General features: G+C 45.8%; 18 protein-coding genes and 2 pseudogenes. All 20 read right to left on the minus strand.

The features are described 5' to 3' along the window. Positions 1-11 precede the first annotated feature (11 nt). A complete protein-coding gene (locus HYQ67_RS14750; RefSeq protein ID WP_202304566.1) occupies positions 12-410 on the minus strand; it encodes an FAD synthase family protein in 399 nt (132 codons plus the stop codon). 15 nt (positions 411-425) lie between these two features. After that, positions 426-1,340, minus strand: a complete 915-nt coding sequence (locus HYQ67_RS14755) for a glycosyltransferase family 2 protein (protein WP_202304568.1) — start codon at positions 1,338-1,340, stop codon at positions 426-428. Positions 1,341-1,352: 12 nt separating this feature from the next. Next, positions 1,353-2,351 (minus strand): EpsG family protein, encoded by a 999-nt coding sequence (locus tag HYQ67_RS14760; RefSeq protein WP_237391264.1) that lies wholly within the window; start codon positions 2,349-2,351, stop codon positions 1,353-1,355. 132 nt (positions 2,352-2,483) lie between these two features. Continuing rightward, complete coding sequence (rfbC, locus tag HYQ67_RS14765; RefSeq protein ID WP_202304572.1) at positions 2,484-3,023, minus strand: dTDP-4-dehydrorhamnose 3,5-epimerase; 540 nt, start codon at positions 3,021-3,023, stop codon at positions 2,484-2,486. Between the two features lie 43 nt (positions 3,024-3,066). Further along, positions 3,067-4,101: a glycosyltransferase gene (locus HYQ67_RS14770; protein WP_202304573.1), complete on the minus strand. Its 1,035-nt coding sequence runs from the start codon at positions 4,099-4,101 to the stop codon at positions 3,067-3,069. Continuing rightward, positions 4,102-5,376, minus strand: coding sequence for an O-antigen translocase (locus HYQ67_RS14775; protein ID WP_202304574.1), 1,275 nt, complete (start codon positions 5,374-5,376; stop codon positions 4,102-4,104). Between the two features lie 3 nt (positions 5,377-5,379). After that, positions 5,380-6,483 carry a DegT/DnrJ/EryC1/StrS family aminotransferase gene (locus HYQ67_RS14780; RefSeq protein ID WP_202304575.1) on the minus strand — a complete coding sequence of 368 codons (1,104 nt, stop codon included), beginning with the start codon at positions 6,481-6,483 and terminating at the stop codon, positions 5,380-5,382. A 16-nt stretch (positions 6,484-6,499) separates the two neighbouring features. Next, positions 6,500-6,730, minus strand: a pseudogene (locus HYQ67_RS24410) (acyltransferase); the annotation flags it as partial. Further along, positions 6,719-6,943, minus strand: a pseudogene (locus HYQ67_RS24415) (LbetaH domain-containing protein); the annotation flags it as partial. The pseudogenes HYQ67_RS24415 and HYQ67_RS24410, both read right to left, overlap by 12 nt. After that, a complete protein-coding gene (locus tag HYQ67_RS14790; RefSeq protein ID WP_202304577.1) occupies positions 6,940-7,338 on the minus strand; it encodes a sugar 3,4-ketoisomerase in 399 nt (132 codons plus the stop codon). The pseudogene HYQ67_RS24415 and the gene HYQ67_RS14790, both read right to left, overlap by 4 nt. Before the next feature lie 46 nt (positions 7,339-7,384). After that, the gene (rfbA, locus tag HYQ67_RS14795) at positions 7,385-8,260 is read right to left on the minus strand and encodes a glucose-1-phosphate thymidylyltransferase RfbA (protein ID WP_202304578.1); all 876 of its coding nucleotides are present in this window, start codon (positions 8,258-8,260) and stop codon (positions 7,385-7,387) included. Positions 8,261-8,310: 50 nt separating this feature from the next. Continuing rightward, the gene (rfbD, locus tag HYQ67_RS14800) at positions 8,311-9,210 is read right to left on the minus strand and encodes a dTDP-4-dehydrorhamnose reductase (RefSeq protein WP_202304579.1); all 900 of its coding nucleotides are present in this window, start codon (positions 9,208-9,210) and stop codon (positions 8,311-8,313) included. Next, entirely contained in the window at positions 9,210-10,295 is a 1,086-nt protein-coding gene (gene rfbB / locus HYQ67_RS14805) for a dTDP-glucose 4,6-dehydratase (protein WP_202304580.1), read from the minus strand. The genes rfbD and rfbB overlap by 1 nt, the downstream gene beginning before the upstream one ends. Positions 10,296-10,679: 384 nt before the next feature. After that, positions 10,680-11,576 carry a UTP--glucose-1-phosphate uridylyltransferase GalF gene (galF, locus tag HYQ67_RS14810; RefSeq protein ID WP_202304585.1) on the minus strand — a complete coding sequence of 299 codons (897 nt, stop codon included), beginning with the start codon at positions 11,574-11,576 and terminating at the stop codon, positions 10,680-10,682. Between the two features lie 177 nt (positions 11,577-11,753). Further along, complete coding sequence (gene wcaM, locus HYQ67_RS14815) at positions 11,754-13,178, minus strand: colanic acid biosynthesis protein WcaM (RefSeq protein WP_202304586.1); 1,425 nt, start codon at positions 13,176-13,178, stop codon at positions 11,754-11,756. A 29-nt stretch (positions 13,179-13,207) separates the two neighbouring features. After that, on the minus strand, positions 13,208-14,428 hold the full coding sequence (gene wcaL / locus HYQ67_RS14820; protein ID WP_202304588.1) for a colanic acid biosynthesis glycosyltransferase WcaL: 1,221 nt from the start codon (positions 14,426-14,428) through the stop codon (positions 13,208-13,210). Then, positions 14,425-15,705 (minus strand): colanic acid biosynthesis pyruvyl transferase WcaK, encoded by a 1,281-nt coding sequence (gene wcaK, locus HYQ67_RS14825; protein WP_202304591.1) that lies wholly within the window; start codon positions 15,703-15,705, stop codon positions 14,425-14,427. The genes wcaL and wcaK overlap by 4 nt, the downstream gene beginning before the upstream one ends. A gap of 26 nt (positions 15,706-15,731) precedes the next feature. Further along, positions 15,732-17,210, minus strand: coding sequence for an MOP flippase family protein (locus tag HYQ67_RS14830; protein WP_202304593.1), 1,479 nt, complete (start codon positions 17,208-17,210; stop codon positions 15,732-15,734). A gap of 11 nt (positions 17,211-17,221) precedes the next feature. Further along, positions 17,222-18,616: an undecaprenyl-phosphate glucose phosphotransferase gene (gene wcaJ, locus HYQ67_RS14835; protein WP_202304596.1), complete on the minus strand. Its 1,395-nt coding sequence runs from the start codon at positions 18,614-18,616 to the stop codon at positions 17,222-17,224. 150 nt (positions 18,617-18,766) lie between these two features. Then, on the minus strand, positions 18,767-20,137 hold the full coding sequence (gene cpsG / locus HYQ67_RS14840) for a phosphomannomutase CpsG (protein WP_202304597.1): 1,371 nt from the start codon (positions 20,135-20,137) through the stop codon (positions 18,767-18,769). Positions 20,138-20,237 lie beyond the last annotated feature (100 nt).

The raw sequence follows: 20,237 nt of genomic DNA on the forward strand, positions 1-20,237 counted from the left end.
ATCCTCTGACATTATATTCTTTTCACTATTTCTATGACTTGCGTTGTCGAAATCGCAGGGGTGCGTTCTAAATATATTACATCACAGTCTGTTTTATCTTTTACCCAGTCAAATCGACCTAACCAATCGTCACCCATAACAAGAATATTTGCCTGTTTTTTCTTAATATATATATCTTTCAGTTCAAGAGATTCTTCTAAGAAAACATCATCCACAAATTTTAGTGAAGATATGATTTTTAAACGGTCATCTTGGCAATATATCGGATATCTATTCTTCTTGCTGAAATTGAGAGCATCTGATGACACACCAACAGTTAGATGATCTCCGAGATTACGTGCCCGTTCTAGAATATTCACGTGACCAACATGGAAAACATCAAATGTTCCAAAGGTAATAATTCTTTTCATAATATTAATTAACCATTATCCTAATATTAGATAAAAAAACAAAAAAATTAATGGGTATTTTTTTGTTTCGCAATTTTTAATACTACGGATTATAATTTTTGAGAAAATTATTTTTTTGGCTGTAGTATTAGTCTGATGCATCTTGCTCACTGTCTTAGCTTTGCTTATTATATTTTTATACAGTTTGACATCAAACAATCGTTTTATAAACGATTGTTGATATCCAACTCCACCTAAAACGTTAGAGGAGTGCTGGCGATATTTAATTAATGGTTTATCAATATAAACTAATTTACCATTCTTTAAAGTATTCATCGCGAGCCAATGGTCATGCATCATTAATGGATACTTGAAAGGTAAGCAAGTTGATAGTGCAGCACGGTTTAGTAAAATCGTGCATCCCCATACTGAATTCATCCATAGAAGATTATCAATTATCAAATTCCTATATGGATTTAGCCCAGAAGCATGATAAAAGCTTTCATCAATAAGGGAAAGATTTTCGTCAACTAGCTCAAGATCTGTGTATACCATCAATGGAACTTTCTTTGATGCACAATTTTCTTCTTTTAAAATGCAATCTAATGAAGTTTGAATTTTATTTTTATACCAAACATCATCTTGATCGCTTAACATTATATAATCAGCTTTCGAGTAGGTAAGTGCTTTTTCAAAATTTTTCATCACCCCCCCGACTCGTTCAGTATTAACTATCTTTATTTTCGAACCATACTCACTGAAACTTTTAATAATTTCAACTGTTTGGTCAGTTGAACCATCATCAGATATATATATAGTGAAATTATCATGATCCTGAGCGAGTATAGATTCAATCTGCTGAGCTATAAATTTTTCACCATTGTAAGTTGCCATGACTATATCAACAGCTACATCAGACTTTTCTTTAAAAAACTCAACTTTATTTTGCATAATTTCTAGCCTTTAAATATTTAATATTTCTAAATTCAGTCTCATCGCTTGGATCATAATAAACACGAGTAAAACTGCCCCACTGAAAAATGCAGGGTGAAGAATACTCATAAGTGACGGGATGAATATTATCAGAGTAATGCCAAAAAACTCCGCAAATCGGCCAGAGAATATAGGTATTGGTGCGAACAAAAAATAGCACAACAACATTAATGCAACAGTTTTAGTTGATAGTATCAAAAGAGACCTTTGATCATTATCAATTACTCCTGCATTTTTAATTCGTATAAGTGCAATATAGAATAAAACAGCACAACCGAGATAATAAAAGTTATATTGATTGAATGTTTGAAAAAGACCTTCGGAATTCAATTTATATATATATGCATTGACTTTGAAAGAGATAATTTCTGGTAAGTACTCAGAAATCTTTATAATAATATCTTGTGAAAGCCACTTTGATATCACCAATGCGAAAAATACGCTTCCTCCGAAGAGTATCTTGTTAGTCTTCTTACTGGAAAATAATAATGTGACAAACCCTAAAAAAGCGCTGTAATGAAATAATGTCGCAATTATCTGACATATAAATGCTTTTCTCTTCTGACCATTTAAATAAAAAATAGACAGCAAAAAGAAACCAGATGCAACCCCAACTCTAATTTGAGTCATGTCATGGAGAATAAAATATAATGCAATATAAATTAATAATGCTGTATATTTATAGGCAGGAAGTTTGTTAATGGCATATACTTTCACTCCAATGCCAATTAAAGCATACATAACAAAAAAAGTTCTATAATCTCCACAGAAGAAAAATTTATTAATTAATATAAAAAATAAAAACGTAGGTTCTTGAAACCACAACTCATCAAGGGGGCGATTAATTAGGTCTATATATGATAAGGAATCACGATCAATTCCTGGAACCCGGAATCCAGCAATAAGAGATAGGATAATCCATACTGCAAAAAAACAGAATAGATTTAAATTATATTTATGTTTATTCATCACAGTAAACTACACTTATGTTATTCACAATATTCCCCTGCCTTTTATGATCAATTTCGCGTAATATGATTTGACTTTATTTATTCTATTTTGATAAATCAAACCTAAATTGTCATGTATAAATGTAAAATATTAAAATAAATCTTCTAATTTTTTTGCCAATAAGTCTTTTTCAGATATAACCAATGAGTTTATATGTGGCCAAACTATCCCAGTAGTCTTGTCATTCCACTTAAGAGATCTTTCACTTTTAGCGTTATAGTAATTTGTCGTTTTATAAATAAAATCCGCAGACTCGCTTAACACTAAAAAGCCATGAGCAAATCCCTCAGGGATCCATAATTGTCGTTTGTTTTCAGCAGAAAGATTTATGCCAAACCACTTTGCAAACGTTGGAGATTTCTCTCGTAAATCTACTGCAACGTCGAAAACTTCACCATGTATGCACTGGACGAGCTTTCCCTGAGAATAGGGATATGCTTGAAAATGCATTCCACGTAAAACACCTTTTTTAGATTTCGAATGGTTATCCTGTACGAACTTAACATTTTCACCAATAATTTGATTGAATTTTTTCTGGTTGAAACTCTCCAAAAAAAAACCGCGCTCATCATGGTATACATCAGGTTCAATGATCAAAAGATCTTTAATGGTAGTTTTAGTAATATTCATTTGTACAAATAACTCTGGTTATGGTTTATGAAAATGTTAAAAATTATTTAGTTAATATTACATCTAATAAATTACCAACTTTATCCCAAGAGTTCTCATCAACAATCTTTTTATTCCTCTCAATTTCATTTTCAGTATCATGAATTGACATATTATAAAAGCAATCTAACTTTTCAAGAAGAGTGTTACTTGAATAAGTCTCAATTCTCAAACGACTATTCGTATAGGATAAAGGCGCATAGTTTGAAATTACAAGGCTCCCGCAAGACATCGCTTCAGCGCACGGATAATGAAATGCACCATCCTCAACCAGGCCTACAGCAATAATCAAATCATTACTGCGATAGAAATCAGCTAATTCTACATCATTATTCACACTAAAAAATTCATAAGGGATATTATGGTCATCAATTAATTTTCTTTGATTGTCATCTAAAAAAATTGCGATGTGTAGGATTACTTCGTCTTTTTTATTCCAATTCAAGATAGTATCAATTATTTCATTGGTGCCCTTATGTTTTTCTTTCCGTCCAACGACACCAATTGTTATCCTTTCCATTCGATTACTTTTTCTTTTTAAATAGAATATTTCCGGCTCAATTCCAGGAGGAACAATGGCAACATAGTTATTAACTTTTTTAGGGAGTAATCCTTCGTGATTGACAATTTTTTTTAACGGTAAAAGATATGTTAGGTATGCTATAACCTGTCGTCTCCATTTGTTAAAAAAAACAACTTCATAAGCCTGTATATAATAATACTTACTTACACCTGCCGGTAATAAAGCCACTAAATATGCTGTTAAATGGTAATTTGCTATAACAACATTAGCTTTTAGTCTTTTACATTCCCGCCACAAATAAAAAAAATTAAACAGAGAATTTAAGATTTTACACCGACTCTGAATTCTTTTGCTACGAACTATTTTGGCTGTTGTTTCATAGTAAGGACATGTATCTTTATCTGGTGCAACAAAATATACATCATGCCCATGCTTAATTAGTTCATTAGCTAATTTAGATAGTACGCGATAACCACCAGCCTTTCCGAAGCCAATAACTGGTATAACAATTTTCATTTATTCCTCATTTTTGTAAAAAAACCTGACATTAATAAAATTTGTAAATGTGAAAGCAAAAATAAAATATAATAAATAGTTAAACAAATAGGCAATATTTGCCCCTTGAACTCCAAATTGCTGTATTAATATATAAGCAAGTACGACAAAACTAAACGAAAATATAATTTCAGATATGATAAAAACCTTCACCCTACCCTGGGCTATAAGTGGATAAGCATAAATAAACCCTGCTATTTTTATTACATCACCTAAAAGTTGATATAAGAATAAATTTCTTGCCCCCTTGAATTCAGATGTAAAAAGCAAATTAAGGCTGAGATCACGGCAAAAGTATATAATAGCTGCCAAGCACGAAGTTAATATAATGATATATATACTTGTACTATTAACTTCCTTTTTAATTAATTTGCTGTCTTTTAAAATTGATAACTTAGGTAAAAAATATGTACTTAACGCTATTGTAACAACACCAAGGTATACCTCTGATATTTTCCACACGGCCTGCCACTGACCAGCAGAATTCCAACCAACCTCATTGATAAGTAATTTTCGGACCAAAAGGATCGCAGTTGGCATTGATAATGCAGTTACTAGCCCCATGAAAGAATAACCTAAGATATTAATAATATGCGTCTTGTATACAGGACCGAACCAATATTTATAATTGAACCATGCTTTTTTTATACAAAAAGAAATCAATACTATACCTGCAACTGCGCTATTAAGAGCGGTTGCCAACAATGCACCCTTTAAATTAAAGTTAACTATCAAAGCGATTAATATTAGAGTAGTAATAACAACTGACATCATACACAGTGATATATATTGCCTATATAATTGCTGTCCATTCAAAACAGAAGCAATTAATGTATTTGCTACTGCAAATGGTATGACACCACATGCTATAATTATAACCCATGCATATTGTTCATCCAAAAAAATACGCTTTGAAAGAAAGCCAGCATTGATAACTAAAAGCAATGAAATTATTACATATATTATAGATGATATTCTTAATGCGGCACGCCACCACGGAGCGCAGCTATCAAATCCCGAGAGATGATGCTCCGATGTATATCTTACAATACCAGAACCAACCGGTGCAGTTGCAATCCCATTTATTATGCCTATAACACTTTGTAATTGTCCCAGCATTGCGATACCGGCTGGTCCTGTGTATATAGCTACAATTTTACCTACGATAAAACCTAAACACATTCTTATTAAGGTTAATATTCCAGATAATATTGTAACTTTGAAGAACTGTTTCATTTTCTAATATTCGTTCATAACATTAATTATATGCTCAGTTTGCTCTTGACTCATTACCGGACTGAGTGGTAATGAAAGCACTTGATCATGGATCATTTCACTTATTGGTAGTTCAAGGGAGTTATATTTTTTATAAGCTTCTTGTTTATGCGGTGCAATAGGGTAATGAATTAAGGTCTGTATACCATTTTTCAAGAGATGGTCTTGTAATTCTTTGCGATTTTCGGTTCTGATTACAAACAAGTGCCAAACATGTGTCTCTTTACCATTAACATTTGGTAAAATGATTCTTGGATTTTTAATTTCATCAAGAAATTTTTCCGCAATAGCCTTCCGAATTTCAGTGTCATGATCCAAATGATTTAACTTTACATTTAAAAAAGCCGCTTGAATTTCATCCAAACGACTATTTACGCCACATATGATATTTTCATATTTTTTATGAGAACCATAATTTCTTATAGCACGTAATATCTTATCTAACTCTTTATCATTCGTAGTTATTGCTCCAGCATCTCCAAGAGCTCCTAAATTTTTACCGGGGTAAAAACTAAATCCAGAGGCATCACCCCATGCGCCAGATTTAACTCCCGCAATCTCTGCTCCATGAGATTGGGCAGAATCTTCAAGAATTAATAAATTGTATTTTTCAGCAAGGCTCTTAATCGTAGGCATATCACAAATTTGCCCATACAAATGTACAGGTAAAATCGCTCTGGTTTTACTTGTAATTGCTTGTTCAATTTTAGTCACGTCCAAATTGTATGAATCAAGACTTGGTTCTACAAAAATCGGTTGCAATCCATTTTCAGTAATTGCAAGAATTGAAGCTATATAGGTATTTCCAGGAACAATAACTTCATCTCCCTGTTCAAGTTTACCCATTTCTTTCCATGCCCTAATAACTAGTATTAAAGCGTCTAATCCATTAGCCACACCAATACAATGTTTAACACCACAGTACTTTGCAAATTTCGCTTCAAACTGTGAGAGTTCCTCACCCATGATGTACCACCCAGAATGTAACACGCGAGTAAAAGCCGCTTGTAACTCATCTTCATGTGCAATATTAATTTTTTTTAAATCTAAGAAGTCAATCTTATTCATCTTCATTAATCCATTCAACAATTTTTGCAGGATTACCTATGACAACTGCATTGGGGGGTACATCTTTGGTTACGACACTTCCAGCCCCAACAATAGCTTTCTCACCAATCTTAATTCCTGGTAAGACAGTCACATTTGCACCTATAGAAGCTCCTCTTTTGATAATAGTTTTAAGAAATGCCGATGGGTATTGTTTTGAGCGTGGCCTCTTATCATTTGTAAATGCCACACAAGGACCAATGAACACATTATCTTCAACAATTACTCCATCCCATATATATACCCCACTTTTAACTGTAACATTATTTCCTATGATAACGTCACTTTCAATTAAGCAATGAGCACAAATATTGCAATTGTCGCCTATAACGGCCCCATCCATGATAACTACAAATTGCCATACCTTTGTTCCCGCACCAATATTTTCACTTTTTACGTCACTGAATTTATGAATATTCATATTTTACCCCAACCAAGAAACTCCTGATAATTCCTTATATAATCCGACTCATCATATAAGTCATCCGCCAGCACCATCAAAATACAATCATTACTAAAATCATACATTTCATGCCATATGCCAGGTTCAATCATTAGCCCTTGTGCAGGATTATCTAATAAAATAGATTTTTTTTCGTTTCCATCATCAAACAAAAAAGTGCAAAATCCTTTCATAACGATTGCCAGTTGCCTTGTTTTTTTATGGGCATGGAAACCGCGCCTAATTCCTTGTAAAGTATCATACATATAATAGACTCGCTTAATATTAAACGGTATATTACGACCTTCTTCAAGAGCGACAAGCAGGCCACGTTCATCGCCATGCTGCTGTAAAGAAATTAATTCTATTTTCATATTATCTCGAACTATAAATATATCTACTTGACAATTGCAACATGAGTCACAACTTAATCATTTTTAAAAGATATTGCCCATAATCATTCTTTACTAATGGTGCCGCTAACTTTTTCACCTGCTCCGCATCAATGAACCCTTTCCGGAAAGCGATCTCTTCTGGACAAGCGACTTTCAGCCCCTGACGCAGCTCTATTGTTTGAATAAAATTACTCGCTTCGATAAGGCTTTGATGCGTACCGGTATCTAACCAGGCATACCCACGCCCCATCATGGCAACAGACATACGGCCCTGCTCCATGTAGATGCGGTTAATATCCGTAATTTCCAGTTCACCGCGTGGTGATGGGTTTAGGCCTTTAGCCATTTCTACAACGCTATTATCATAGAAATACAAACCGGTAACTGCATAATTACTTTTTGGATCAAGCGGTTTCTCTTCCAGAGAAATAGCTTTACCATCTTTGTCGAATTCCACAACGCCATATCGTTCAGGATCATGGACATGATAGGCAAAAACCGTGGCACCTGATTCTTTAGCAACCGCATTTTCAAGCTGTTTCTGTAAATCGTGGCCGTAGAAGATGTTATCTCCCAGTACTAGTGCGCAATCATCGTTACCGATAAACTCTTCACCGATGATGAATGCCTGCGCCAACCCGTCAGGACTTTCTTGTACTTTATACTGCAGGTTCAGACCCCACTGGCTGCCGTTGCCCAGCAGCTGCTCAAAACGAGGGGTATCTTGGGGGGTGCTGATTATCAAAATGTCACGAATCCCCGCCAGCATTAAGGTACTGATCGGGTAATAGATCATTGGCTTGTCATAAATAGGCAAAAGCTGCTTGCTGACGGCCATGGTTACTGGATACAAACGAGTGCCTGAACCACCAGCTAGAATAATCCCTTTACGCTTAGTCATATTAATATCTCAATTTTTATACCCAGAAGCAGGATAATTAACAATCGTTATTAGTTATTCGCTGCGGAAAATAACTCGGTAAGCATTCGCTTTACACCCATTTCCCATGCAGGCAAAGTCAGTCCAAAAGCCGCCTGGAACTTACTGGTATCCAGTCGTGAATTACTTGGGCGACGTGCTGGCGTTGGGTAAGAAGAGGTAGGAACTGGATTGGTTTTGTTCACAGCCAGGATCAAACCGGCCTGCTTTGCCTCCGAAAACACCAGATTGGCGTAATCAAACCAGGTTGTCGTACCGGAAGCAACTAAGTGATAAAGACCTGAAACCCGAGGATCTCTTCTCGCAGTAGTGATGGCATGCGCAGTGCAATCCGCCAGCAGTTCAGCACCGGTAGGTGCACCAACCTGATCATTAATGATCGATAGTTCCTCACGATCTTTTGCCAGACGCAGCATAGTCTTCGCGAAGTTATTGCCTTTCCCCGCATAAACCCAGCTGGTACGAAAAATGAGATGTTTTGTACAATATGTCTGTACAGCAATTTCACCCGCTAACTTTGTTTCGCCGTAGACATTTAGTGGCGCGGTGGAATCGGTTTCTTGCCAGGGTTTATCTCCATCCCCAGGGAACACATAATCCGTAGAGTAATGTATGAGCCAGGCGCCTAGTTTTTCAGCTTCTTTAGCGATGGCTTCAACGCTAGTGGCATTCAGCAATTGAGCAAAATCACGTTCGCTTTCCGCTTTATCAACAGCAGTATGAGCGGCTGCGTTAACGATCACCTCTGGCTTAATCCGACGTACCGTTTCAGCCACGCCCTCAGGATTGCTGAAATCACCGCAATACTCGGTTGAATGTACATCGACGGCAATAACATTACCTAAAGGTGCCAGGGAACGTTGCAGCTCCCAGCCTACCTGACCCGTTTTACCGAACAGAAGGATATTCATTATTTGCGTTCCCCATAGTTCTGTTCGATCCAGTTTTTATAAGAGCCGCTCTTAATATTCTCAACCCACTGCTGGTTAGCCAGGTACCACTGAACAGTTTGACTAATACCGCTCTCAAAGGTTTCCTGAGGTTTCCAACCCAACTCGCGGCTGATTTTATCTGCATCAATCGCATAACGTCGATCGTGACCCGGCCGATCAGCTACATAGGTGATTTGATCGCGATAAGAGTTGGCCTTAGGCACAATTTCATCCAGCAAATCACAGATGGTATGTACGACATCGAGGTTTTGCTTCTCGTTATGTCCACCAATGTTATAAGTCTCGCCAATCGCACCTTTGGTCACTACGGTATAAAGTGCACGTGCGTGATCTTCTACATAGAGCCAGTCACGAATCTGGTCGCCCTTCCCGTATACAGGTAGGTTTTTACCCTCAAGCGCGTTGAGAATAACGAGTGGAATCAGTTTTTCTGGGAAGTGATATGGGCCGTAATTATTAGAACAGTTGGTCACAATGGTCGGGAAACCATAAGTTCTTAGCCACGCACGTACCAGGTGATCGCTGGAAGCTTTTGAAGCAGAGTACGGACTGCTTGGCGCGTATGAAGTCGTTTCTGTAAACAGTGGCAATTCTTCGCCTGCTGGACGTTCATCCGGATGTGGTAAATCACCGTAAACTTCATCGGTGGAAATGTGATGGAAACGGAACGCCGCTATGCGCTTTTCATCAAGCTGTGACCAGTACGCTCTTGCAGCTTCAAGGAGCGTATAAGTGCCAACAATATTCGTTTCAATAAACGCTGCTGGCCCTGTGATAGAACGATCTACGTGGCTTTCTGCCGCCAGATGCATCACTGCATCGGGTTGATGTTTAAGAAAAATTTCTTCAAGCGCGCTTCTGTCGCAGATATCGGCCTGCACAAACGCGTAGCGCTCACTGTCGGAAACTTCCGTTAAAGATTCCAGATTACCTGCATAGGTTAATTTATCGACGTTAACGACGCTGTCTTGAGTATTATTTATAATATGACGGACGACCGCAGAACCGATAAAACCGGCACCACCAGTGACAAGAATTTTCACGAAATATTCTCTCTATAATTATGGAGTGATTATTTTCTTAAACAACATTTAAGATTTTAATCTTGAAGAAATGGAAATAGTAAAAATGGCTCGAAGGTGATTGCCCCACGCTACCGCCCCTGGCTCGACAGCTACCAGAGTACTGATTTTGTACATTCACAGATTTGGCCTCGGCAGGCTTCCGCTCGAGGGGAACACATTAGGATAAGTTATGTTACCTGTTGCTCATGACCTATTCTAATGGGCTCGAAGATAATCGGATAATGCTAACTTTTTAGCCAAAAAAAACGGCAGCAAGTCCCAACGAAGCCGCATTTCGCAAGCTTGTCGCCACTTTCCACTGCCGTTCTTCTCATCAGGCTTGTTCTGTCATTGACAGCTAAATCAACGAGCCAGCATCTTCTGGATGCTATCCCTGAACTTCTGCCCTTCTTTGTGGTTACGCAGGCCATACTGTACGAATGCCTGCATGTAACCCATTTTTTTACCGCAGTCGTAGCTGTCGCCCGTCATCAGCGCGGCTTCTACCGGCTGCTTTTCGTTCAGGGCGGCGATGGCGTCCGTTAACTGGATGCGGCCCCATGCGCCAGGTTCTGTATTTTCCAGTTCCTGCCAGATATCCGCGGACAGAACATAGCGACCGACGGCTGCCAGGTCTGAGTCCAGGGTTTGTGGCTGGTCTGGCTTCTCAACGAAGTTAACAATGCGGCTAACCTGGCCGTCGTTATCCAGCGGCTCTTTTGTCGTAATGACAGAGTACGCGGAGATATCTTCGTTAGGCATGTGCTTCGCCAGCACCTGGCTGCGGCCCGTGTCGTTAAAACGCGCCACCATAGCCGCTAAATTATAGCGTAGTGGGTCTGCGCTTGCGTTATCGAGCACCACATCTGGCAGTACAACCACAAACGGATTGTTCCCTACTGCAGGTTGTGCACACAGGATGGAGTGACCAAGCCCAAGCGGTTGGGCCTGACGGACGTTCATGATGGTGACGCCCGGAGGACAGATAGACTGCACCTCTGCCAGCAGCTGACGCTTAACGCGCTGTTCCAGCAGGGCTTCCAGCTCGTAAGACGTGTCGAAGTGGTTCTCAACGGCGTTCTTGGATGAGTGGGTAACCAGCACGATCTCTTTGATGCCAGCAGCAACGATTTCATCGACGATATACTGGATCATCGGCTTATCGACGATCGGCAGCATCTCTTTCGGAATCGCCTTGGTGGCGGGCAACATGTGCATTCCTAGCCCTGCCACCGGAATAACTGCTTTCAAATTAATCATATTCAGTCCCACCTCAAAATGGTTGAAGGATTATAGTCTTTTCGTGCTCTGATGCCAGCATGAATTGATCACCAAAATTTGTTCTTCATCTTATCCCCCCTGCAAGAGGAGATAAAATAGAAAAGCCCTTATTAGTTGCCATAAGGGCTCAGAAAACTCGCAAAGTCACTTGATTGATTATTTCCCCAACGCCGGTAGCGCAAAGTTCAGTCCGCTGGTGTTCACATGCACCTGATCTACCCGGTCGATGTCTACGGAGCTCTGCCCTTTCTCGTTGACGGCATGCACGTTGGCAAGCGACAACAGCGTGTCCTCCTTCGCCATGAAGCGGCCCCGCACGTCTTTGCGCAGGTCGAAGTGCAGCTTCAGCGCCGGGCCAACAGCGGCATGCTGCATCACGTTCACGTTTCTCAGGAACAGATGCTGCGGCTTGTTATGCAGCTCAAGCGTAGCGCCTTTTATCGTCATATTGGTGATGGCGACAAACGAGGTCGCATTTCCAGAAGAGACCTGAATGCCGCGAGCTTTATACGTCATGCGGGTGTTATCAAGGGTGATATTATTTAGTTTAAAATTTTGTGGGATAGATAAGTAATTACCTTTAATGGTGCCGTAACCAATCAGAAATCCCGCGCTATTGACCATATCGACATTATCTATGACGAAATTATCACAGCCGTAAATAGCCACCGTAGCGTTATCAATTCCCGCCTTCTTGCTAAATGTATGATTAATATTTCGCGCTTTCACATTGCGAATAATAAAATGTTTGCCGTTTTCGACGTGCACCAACTGCCGACAGTTGCTGCCGGTGATATTCGCCACAACAAAGTTTTTTACCGCCTGGTCTTCAGGGTAGTCATTGTTATAGGTGCTACCCGCAAGGCCGATACCGATACCCCAGTTGATCTTACCGTTGGTGCAGTCAATGTTATCAATCACGTGGTCGGAGATCAGCAGGTCGTGGTCGTTAATTGCCACGTTCCACTCGATAGCATCGCCCTGCAGGTGGCTGAACCGCCCGTTGGTGATACGAACGTTTTCCATGCGGTTATGGAAGCCCTGCCGCAAAATGCCGTAGTTGGCGTCATGAACGGTAATGTCATCGATGACCAGGTTACGCATGGTGCGTTTACCTCTGCCCCCAATGTAGATCTGCATCACCGGCACCAAGCCGCTCATGTCGATACCTTTAATGGTGATATCGGAGCCGCGCACGTCAAGGATGATGTTGTTGAACCTTCCGCCCTTTTCTCCCAGGATTTTACAGTCGTCCTGCAGGACAAAGCGCCCTTTACCGTTCCCCTTCAGGCCACCGGCAACTTTCAGCGTTTTGCCTTGCGGCATGAAGATAGCGGTATTGAAGTTGTCGCAAACCAGCCCGACCGGCACAACGACCGTGTCGGCAGAATCAAAGGCTTGTTTGAAAGCGGCGATCCAGTCGCCGCTGTAGAATTTCTGGACGTTGACCTCGCCTTTGCTGGCGGCCAGCACCGCGCGGGGTAACGCTAAAGGCACCGCGGCCAGCAAGGAGCTGGCCCATAACATCTTACGGCGGGAGGGGGAAAATGGCAGGATTGTGGATTCAAATCTTTTTCGCATACGTCCTCGTGAAGCTTCACTCGGTGGGTTTACAGCGTATGGAGCTGATGGGCTAACTGCTGGTAGATCGTTTTCTGGTTGAATTCGCTTTCGACTTTCGCCCGTGCCAGAGACAGCATCGGCCTGAGCTCGTGCTCTTCAACATCAGCAAAAGCCTGTAGCTGGTCTGCCAGGGCAACGGCGTCATACTCCGGCACCAGCCAGCCGGATTCACCGGCGTCGATAAGCTCGGGAATGCCGCTATGAACGGTTGACACCACGGGGATCCCCACCGCCATCGCCTCCATCAGCGCGACCGGAATGCCTTCCATATCGCCATCCTCACCGGTCACCGACGGCAGGAGAAACAGATCGGCTTCATCGAGCATCGCTTTGACTTCGTGGTTAGGTTTAAAGCCCGGCATGAAAACAACGTCGTCGAGCTGATTTTGCTCAATAAGCGTTCGCAGACGAATTTCCCACGGGCCAATGCCAAGAATGTTGTAACGAAATGGCACGCCGCGCTCTTTCAGCAGGCGGCAGGCTTCAATCGCCACGTGCAGCCCCTTCTTCTCGGTCAGTCTTGCAACGGAGATGATATCCAGCGTTTTTGCGGGCGCTTTTACCGGGCGCACCGAAAAGCGATCCATGTCCACGCCCATGCGAGAGACGGCGATTTTATGCGTCGGGCAGCCCATCTTTTCAAGCCGGCTGGCCCAGAGGTTGCTGATCGGCAGCATCAAATCGCCACGCGTAAACAGCTTCTGATACTCCGGCGTGTAGTGCGCCAGCGCCTCGCGCCCTGAAATATCAATGCCATGGAAAACGGTCGCTATTTTGCCTTTCAGCAGGCCCAGCTCCCGCAGTTTGGCGGCGGTAACGCCCGCCGGGCCAAAATGAGCGATATAAACATCCGCCTGTAAAGGCCGTGGATTACGCCCACAGATAGCAGACAGAATAAGATTGCGGGCCTCGTCACCGTAGCGCTTCGCATTCAGCGCGCGCCATGTGCGCGGGCGTAGCGATCCGCGCAGCGTATTCAGCGCGCGGGATTGTAACTTAGCGAGTTTGCCTGCCGGTTCGTCCATCAGCCAGGTGGTTTTCTCCGCCAGGCGATACTCCTTGAACGCCGCGTGGGTATTGGTCAAATCGCCCTTTTGTATCGCGACGATCTCCACCTCGTAGCCCATATCGATAAACGCCACGATCTGATTCAGGACGAAGGTTTCGGAAGCAACGGGAAACTTGAGCAGGAAGAAACCGACCTTCATTTCTCCTCCTTTACTCGCGCCAGCACGGACTCAACCATGCGCAGCCCGGTTTCACGCTCGGCCTGGACGGCAAGCGACAGGCGCTCGTTGATGGCCGGCAGCTGTCCCAGCACGTCGCTCACTACGCTCTGCAACGAACCATCCAGAAGCTGGCGGATATCAATGGCCATTTCCGGCATGCCCAGCTGCTGCATGATGCCCGCAGATTTGTGTTCGTAGTTGATGGCGATGGCTGGCGTACCAAAGTTCATGGAGATGATGGCGGAGTGCAGGCGCGTGCCCACGGTCAGCTCGCATTCGGCCAGAATTTTCCCCATCTCCAGGTCGTTCAGCTCATCCATCACCACGTGGTACTGGTCCGGCTGATTCACATACTGCCTGAGGTTGAGCGCGATCATGCGGTCATCTTTGTTATAGCTGTCGATGCCGGTACAGGTAGAGAGCGCCAGCACCTGATAGCCCTGTTCAATAACCCGGTTGACCACGGCGGCGAAGGCCTGCTCGTAGGCCTGCTGCGTTGTCCCAAGGCGTTTGTCGAAAGGTGCCAGTTCACGCAAGGTAATGGCGACGGTTTTTTTACGCTTGATCGTGTCAAACCAGTGGCGCACGGCGTAACTCGGTGCAAACGTCTCGTTGTGATGTTCAACCAGCCAGGCCGTATCTACCCCCATTTCAACTTTGCTGGTGTCGATATTGCTTTGCTTCATTAAGTCGAGGCTCACGGATTCACGCAGGATCAGCGTTTTTGCGTTACCGAACGCGTAGCTTGCCAGCTGGTTGAACTGAGGATCCTGAAACGGCCCAACGCTGTGGCCGATCATGTACACCGGTTTTTTCGCCATAAAGCTGCACAGCGCGTGTTCAAACTGAGAGACGCCGTACAGATCGACAAAGAACGAGCCGCCAACCTGGATAATCGCATCGTAGTTATGCAGCGATTTGACGAAATCAATAAAGCCCTGCGGAATGGAGATGTTGCGCAGGCGACCGCTTTCGGTGGCTTTTGCCATCAGCACCTGGTGCTGATATTTGCGGCGCAGCACCTTCTTCACGCGTCCCATCAGCCCAACGGCGTTGTTGTGCTGCTTCATCTGTTTGTAGAGGCCGTCGCCCAGAACCGGGCGGCCCAGCAGCCAGGCGGAACTCACCGGGTAGCGGCTCATCACATCCACCTGCACGCTGTCGTCAACGGTGGTAATGGCATCAATCAGGCCGCGTAAAATGGCGCTGTCACCGCGGTTCCCACAGGTGTGGTTACCCAGAATCAATAATTTCATACAGACCTCTTCTTTAAATTGGGTTCTTAGCTCGCGCGAAGAAGCGCCTTCAGGCGATCGCTGCGGCAAAACTGGCGCTTGAGCTCCACCACCAGCGCGTTGCGGGAAAGCGCGAGCATGACGATAAAAGCGGCGGCACCGGCAGCAATCTGCACGGCAAGCAGAGCGGCTAGGGGTAAATGGCCCTTCAGCGCCACGCCAAGTGCGGCGCTGACCACAAGCGTTGGAATCGACAGATAAAACGGCAGCCAGATGCTGGCAATGTACTGGCGATAACTCGATCCCAGCACCGGTTTAATCATGATGAAGTAGCTCAGCACCGTGTTGACCACCTGCACAAACAGGAAGCCCAGGGTCACGCCCAGCGCGCCGGCCAGGTGTCCGCCGACAATAATCGCCGGAATAAACAGGCAGGTTTTGAAGACGTTGAATTTAAAGCTGATGTCCATGCGTGCTTTCGCCATCAGCAGTGAGCCAATCGGGTTGCCGATGGAACGCAGCAGGCCTACCACGCACAGCAGCTGCAGGATGGGGGTAATGAAGTGCCACTTTTCGCCGAACACCAGCGGCACGAAGTTATTTGATACCACCAGCAGGCCCAGCAGCGCGGGGAAGTTAATAATGCCGACAATCGACAGCAGCTTGTAGAAGTTGATACGCAGCTTGTCGGTATCGTCCTGAATCTTGGCAAAGGCCGGGAACAGCACGCGGGTAATTATGGGGTTGAGCTTCATCGGCGGGATCACCGCCACGTTGTAAGCCAGGTTATACCCCCCCGCCACGCCCGCGCCGAGAATACGCGCCAGCACCAGGGTCGACAGGTTGGTATTCACATAGTTAATGATGCTGTCGGCGGTCAGCCAGGCACCAAATTTCAGGTTCGAGCCAACGGATTTCAGCGAGAAATGGAGGCCCGGACGGTAAATCTTGCGGCCAAAGAAGCCAAACAGAGAGGTACGCACCACGGTATTGACCAGATAGCCAATAATGGCCGTCATGGCGAACGGGTAGAACATCGCTGCACTCACCGTGACCGAAAAGCCCGCCATCACGGAGATAGTTTCAATAGAGCCAATCTTTGAAAACTCCAGCTCCTTTTGCATCAGCGCACGGAACTGCTGGCCGTGGGGAATGATGATAAAAGCAAACGACAGCGTTTTAACCAGCGGCGCAAGCGCGGGCGTATGCAGCACGGCGGCAATAAAATCGCTGAGCAAAAACACCACCGCAAAGACCACCAGCCCCAGCCCGACGTTCAGCCAGTACAGCGTGGTCAGCTCCAGGTGGCTTATCTCTTTGCGCTGGATAATCGAGTTGGCGATGCCGAAGTCTGACAGCGTATCCGCCAGCGCGATAATCACCAGCGACACCGTCAGCAGGCCAAACTCATGGTTATCGACAATTCTCGCCAGCACGGTCATCTGTACCAGCCCGAGGCTGATAATGATAACCGTGGCGATAGCAGACCACTTGGCGCCGCTGATGGTTTTTTCTCTAAGGCTCATGGCAGCTTCACTCAATAGGCGGCTTTGTTAACAAAGCCTTTGAAAATGGTCAGGAAAACGATTTTGATGTCGAACCACAGACTCCACTCGCGGATATACTCCAGGTCGAACTCGACGCGTTTCTCCATTTTCTCAAGCGTATCGGTTTCGCCGCGCCAGCCGTTGATCTGCGCCCAGCCGGTAATACCTGGCTTAACCTTGTGGCGCAGCATGTAGCCCTCGATCAGGGAACGATACTGTTCGTTATGGGCCACCGCATGCGGACGAGGGCCGACGATTGACATGCCACCCAGCAGCACGTTGATAAACTGAGGCAGTTCGTCAAGCGAGGTGCGGCGCAGGAAGTTGCCCACTGGCGTAATGCGCTTATCGCCTTTGGTGGCCTGCACCACTACCGCGTCGTTCTCCATCACCTTCATAGAACGGAATTTCCACACCTTGATAGGCTTGCCGTCCATGCCGTAACGCGTCTGACGGAAGATAACCGGGCCGGGCGAGGTCACTTTTACCGCCACGCTGATAGCCAGCAATACCGGGGAGATAAGCAGCAGGATCAGCGACGCCAGAACGATATCTTCCAGGCGTTTCAGGATGCGGTTAATCCCGTTGAGCGGCGTATCAAACAGCGGCACGACCGGCACGCCGTTGACCTCTTCGGTGCGGGCGTTGAGGATGTTGAACGTAAAGACATCAGGGATCAGCAGGACGGAACAGGTCGTATCCGTAAGGTCGCGCACCAGCTTCTTAATGCGGGACTCTTCGCTCATCGGCATAGCAATGTAAACGTTATCGATGCGGCCAGAGCGCGCCTCTTCAATCAGCTCGGCGAAGCTCCCGGCGTAGTCACCGTCTACCGTCTCAGGCTGCAAATCATCGAACACACCGATGACCTCGAAGCCTAACCACGGTTCGCCGCGGAAGCTGGACGCCAGCCTGCGCCCAACCGGCATTGAACCGGCGATAGCAATCCGGCGCGTGTTGTAGCCCATATTGCGCAGCCAGCCCGCGCCAAAACGAATAAACGAGCGGCAGACCACCAGACCGAAACCAGTCAGCACATACCAGGCCAGATACACCCAGAACGAGCCGTCAAAATCAGGGTTGAACGCCAGCAGACCGGCGCTGAAGATCAGCGCCAGGGTCCAGTTTTGCAGCAGCAGCGTCAGCTCGCTGGCAATTTTCACGCCGCGCCAGGAGCGGTAAAAATCGGTGATACCGCCAATCATCTGGAAGACAGCCAGCGTCAGCAGCGCCATTAACAGATGCATGTAGATAAACGGCAACGCGTTGACTTTGCACACTACCCACAGCCCGACAAACATGATGGTGATGTCGGAGAAACGCTGCACCATTGAGATTAACGATGCGTTCGTTTTTGGCAGCTCGCGCTTTGTTAGATTTGTCATCGTTTTACCTTTATTGAAAGGATCCCGGCTATCTCTGCGCTTCGACGTAGGGTGGATAAGCGACGTGCCATCCACCTCCGCTGTTCCCGAAAGCGGCGGATGGCGCAAGCTTATCCGCCCTACAAAAATCGCGAGATTGCCGATCCCAAATTACTGATTCAACAGCGCCATGATTTCCTGCGTTCGCGCCTGCATCAGCTGCTCGTTGCTGCGGGACTCCACGTTCAGGCGCACCACCGGCTCGGTGTTCGAGCTCCTCAGGTTGAAGCGCCAGTCGCCGAACGCCATGCTCACGCCGTCCGTGTTGTCGATTTCGTCGGCGTGCGGCGCAAAGTGCTGATGTACGCGCTCAATGGCGACTTTTGGGTCAGCCAGCTTGCTGTTGATTTCTCCGCTCGCGGGCCACGCCGCCATGCGGTCGCGCACCAGCTCGCCCAGGGTTTTCCCCTTCAGGCACAGCAGCTCCGTCACCAGCAGCCACGGGATCATCCCGCTGTCGCAGTAGGCGAAGTCACGGAAGTAGTGGTGGGCGCTCATCTCGCCGCCGTAAATCGCGTCTTCCTGACGCATGCGCTCTTTGATAAACGCGTGGCCGGTTTTCGACATCACCGGCGTGCCGCCCGCGCGCTCCACGATATCCACCGTGTTCCAGGACAGGCGCGGGTCGTGAATGATTTTTGCGCCCGGCTGTTTCTCAAGGAACGCCGCCGCCAGCAGGCCAACGATGTAGTACCCCTCGATAAACTGCCCTTTCTCGTCGAACAGGAAGCAGCGGTCGAAATCGCCGTCAAAGGCGATGCCCATGTCCGCACCGTGTTCGATGACCGCGCTGCGGGTGTCGTCGCGGCACTCCGGCAGCAGCGGGTTAGGAATGCCGTTCGGGAAGTTGCCGTCGGGCGTGTTGTGCACCTTGATGAAGGTCAGCGGCACGTTCATCGCCTTAAAGCGCGCTTCGATGGCATCAACGATCGGGCCGGCCGCGCCGTTGCCGGAGTTAATCACCAGCTTCAGCGGCTTAATGTTCTGCACGTTGATGTAGGAGAACAGGTGGTCGATGTAGGCCTCCACCACGGAAATCTTCTTGTAACTTCCGCGCTTCGCTTCGTTCACCGGCGGGAAGTCGTTCGCTTCCGCCAGGCGCTGCACGTCGCGCAGGCCGGTGTCGCCGCTGATTGGGCGCGCGCCCTCGCGCACCAGCTTCATGCCGTTGTAATCCATCGGGTTGTGGCTGGCGGTCACTTCAATGCCGCCGTCAACGTCCAGATGCCAGGTGGCAAAGTAAATCTCTTCGGTGCCGGACAGGCCGATATCCAGCACGTCCACGCCCGCATCCTGTAAGCCGCGCGCCAGCGCCAGCTTCAGGGATTCACTGGTCAGGCGCACGTCGCCGCCCAGCACAATCGTTTTCGGCTTCAGGTACTCGCCGTAGGCCCGGCCAATGCGGCCCGCTATTTCTTCGTTCAACTCTTCGCCCAGGCGGCCACGGATGTCGTAGGCCTTAAAACAAGTTAACTTTTCCATGATTACCCCTTCTTCAGGCAACGGTTCGCCCTGACCCCGCAGGGCCATATTGAATAAATTCGTAGGTCGGATAAGCGCAGCGTCATCCGACAAAGTCGGT

Origin of the sequence: Dryocola clanedunensis subsp. sulfonylureivorans (assembly GCF_016756775.1) — a bacterium.
Taxonomy (GTDB): Bacteria; Pseudomonadota; Gammaproteobacteria; order Enterobacterales; family Enterobacteriaceae; genus Dryocola; species Dryocola clanedunensis.

Bases quoted from the DNA above. Each gene is read 5' to 3' on its own strand.
- HYQ67_RS14830 (WP_202304593.1), bottom strand. From the start codon at position 17,210: ATGAGCCTTAGAGAAAAAACCATCAGCGGCGCCAAGTGGTCTGCTATC.
- HYQ67_RS14770 (WP_202304573.1), bottom strand. From the start codon at position 4,101: ATGAAAATTGTTATACCAGTTATTGGCTTCGGAAAGGCTGGTGGTTAT.
- wcaM (WP_202304586.1), bottom strand. From the start codon at position 13,178: ATGCGAAAAAGATTTGAATCCACAATCCTGCCATTTTCCCCCTCCCGC.
- HYQ67_RS14790 (WP_202304577.1), bottom strand. From the start codon at position 7,338: ATGAAAATAGAATTAATTTCTTTACAGCAGCATGGCGATGAACGTGGC.
- HYQ67_RS14775 (WP_202304574.1), bottom strand. From the start codon at position 5,376: ATGAAACAGTTCTTCAAAGTTACAATATTATCTGGAATATTAACCTTA.
- HYQ67_RS14760 (WP_237391264.1), bottom strand. From the start codon at position 2,351: ATGAATAAACATAAATATAATTTAAATCTATTCTGTTTTTTTGCAGTA.
- rfbA (WP_202304578.1), bottom strand. From the start codon at position 8,260: ATGACTAAGCGTAAAGGGATTATTCTAGCTGGTGGTTCAGGCACTCGT.
- HYQ67_RS14755 (WP_202304568.1), bottom strand. From the start codon at position 1,340: ATGCAAAATAAAGTTGAGTTTTTTAAAGAAAAGTCTGATGTAGCTGTT.
- HYQ67_RS14780 (WP_202304575.1), bottom strand. From the start codon at position 6,483: ATGAATAAGATTGACTTCTTAGATTTAAAAAAAATTAATATTGCACAT.
- rfbD (WP_202304579.1), bottom strand. From the start codon at position 9,210: ATGAATATCCTTCTGTTCGGTAAAACGGGTCAGGTAGGCTGGGAGCTG.
- cpsG (WP_202304597.1), bottom strand. From the start codon at position 20,137: ATGGAAAAGTTAACTTGTTTTAAGGCCTACGACATCCGTGGCCGCCTG.
- wcaJ (WP_202304596.1), bottom strand. From the start codon at position 18,616: ATGACAAATCTAACAAAGCGCGAGCTGCCAAAAACGAACGCATCGTTA.
- rfbC (WP_202304572.1), bottom strand. From the start codon at position 3,023: ATGAATATTACTAAAACTACCATTAAAGATCTTTTGATCATTGAACCT.
- wcaL (WP_202304588.1), bottom strand. From the start codon at position 14,428: ATGAAGGTCGGTTTCTTCCTGCTCAAGTTTCCCGTTGCTTCCGAAACC.
- wcaK (WP_202304591.1), bottom strand. From the start codon at position 15,705: ATGAAATTATTGATTCTGGGTAACCACACCTGTGGGAACCGCGGTGAC.
- galF (WP_202304585.1), bottom strand. From the start codon at position 11,576: ATGATTAATTTGAAAGCAGTTATTCCGGTGGCAGGGCTAGGAATGCAC.
- HYQ67_RS14750 (WP_202304566.1), bottom strand. From the start codon at position 410: ATGAAAAGAATTATTACCTTTGGAACATTTGATGTTTTCCATGTTGGT.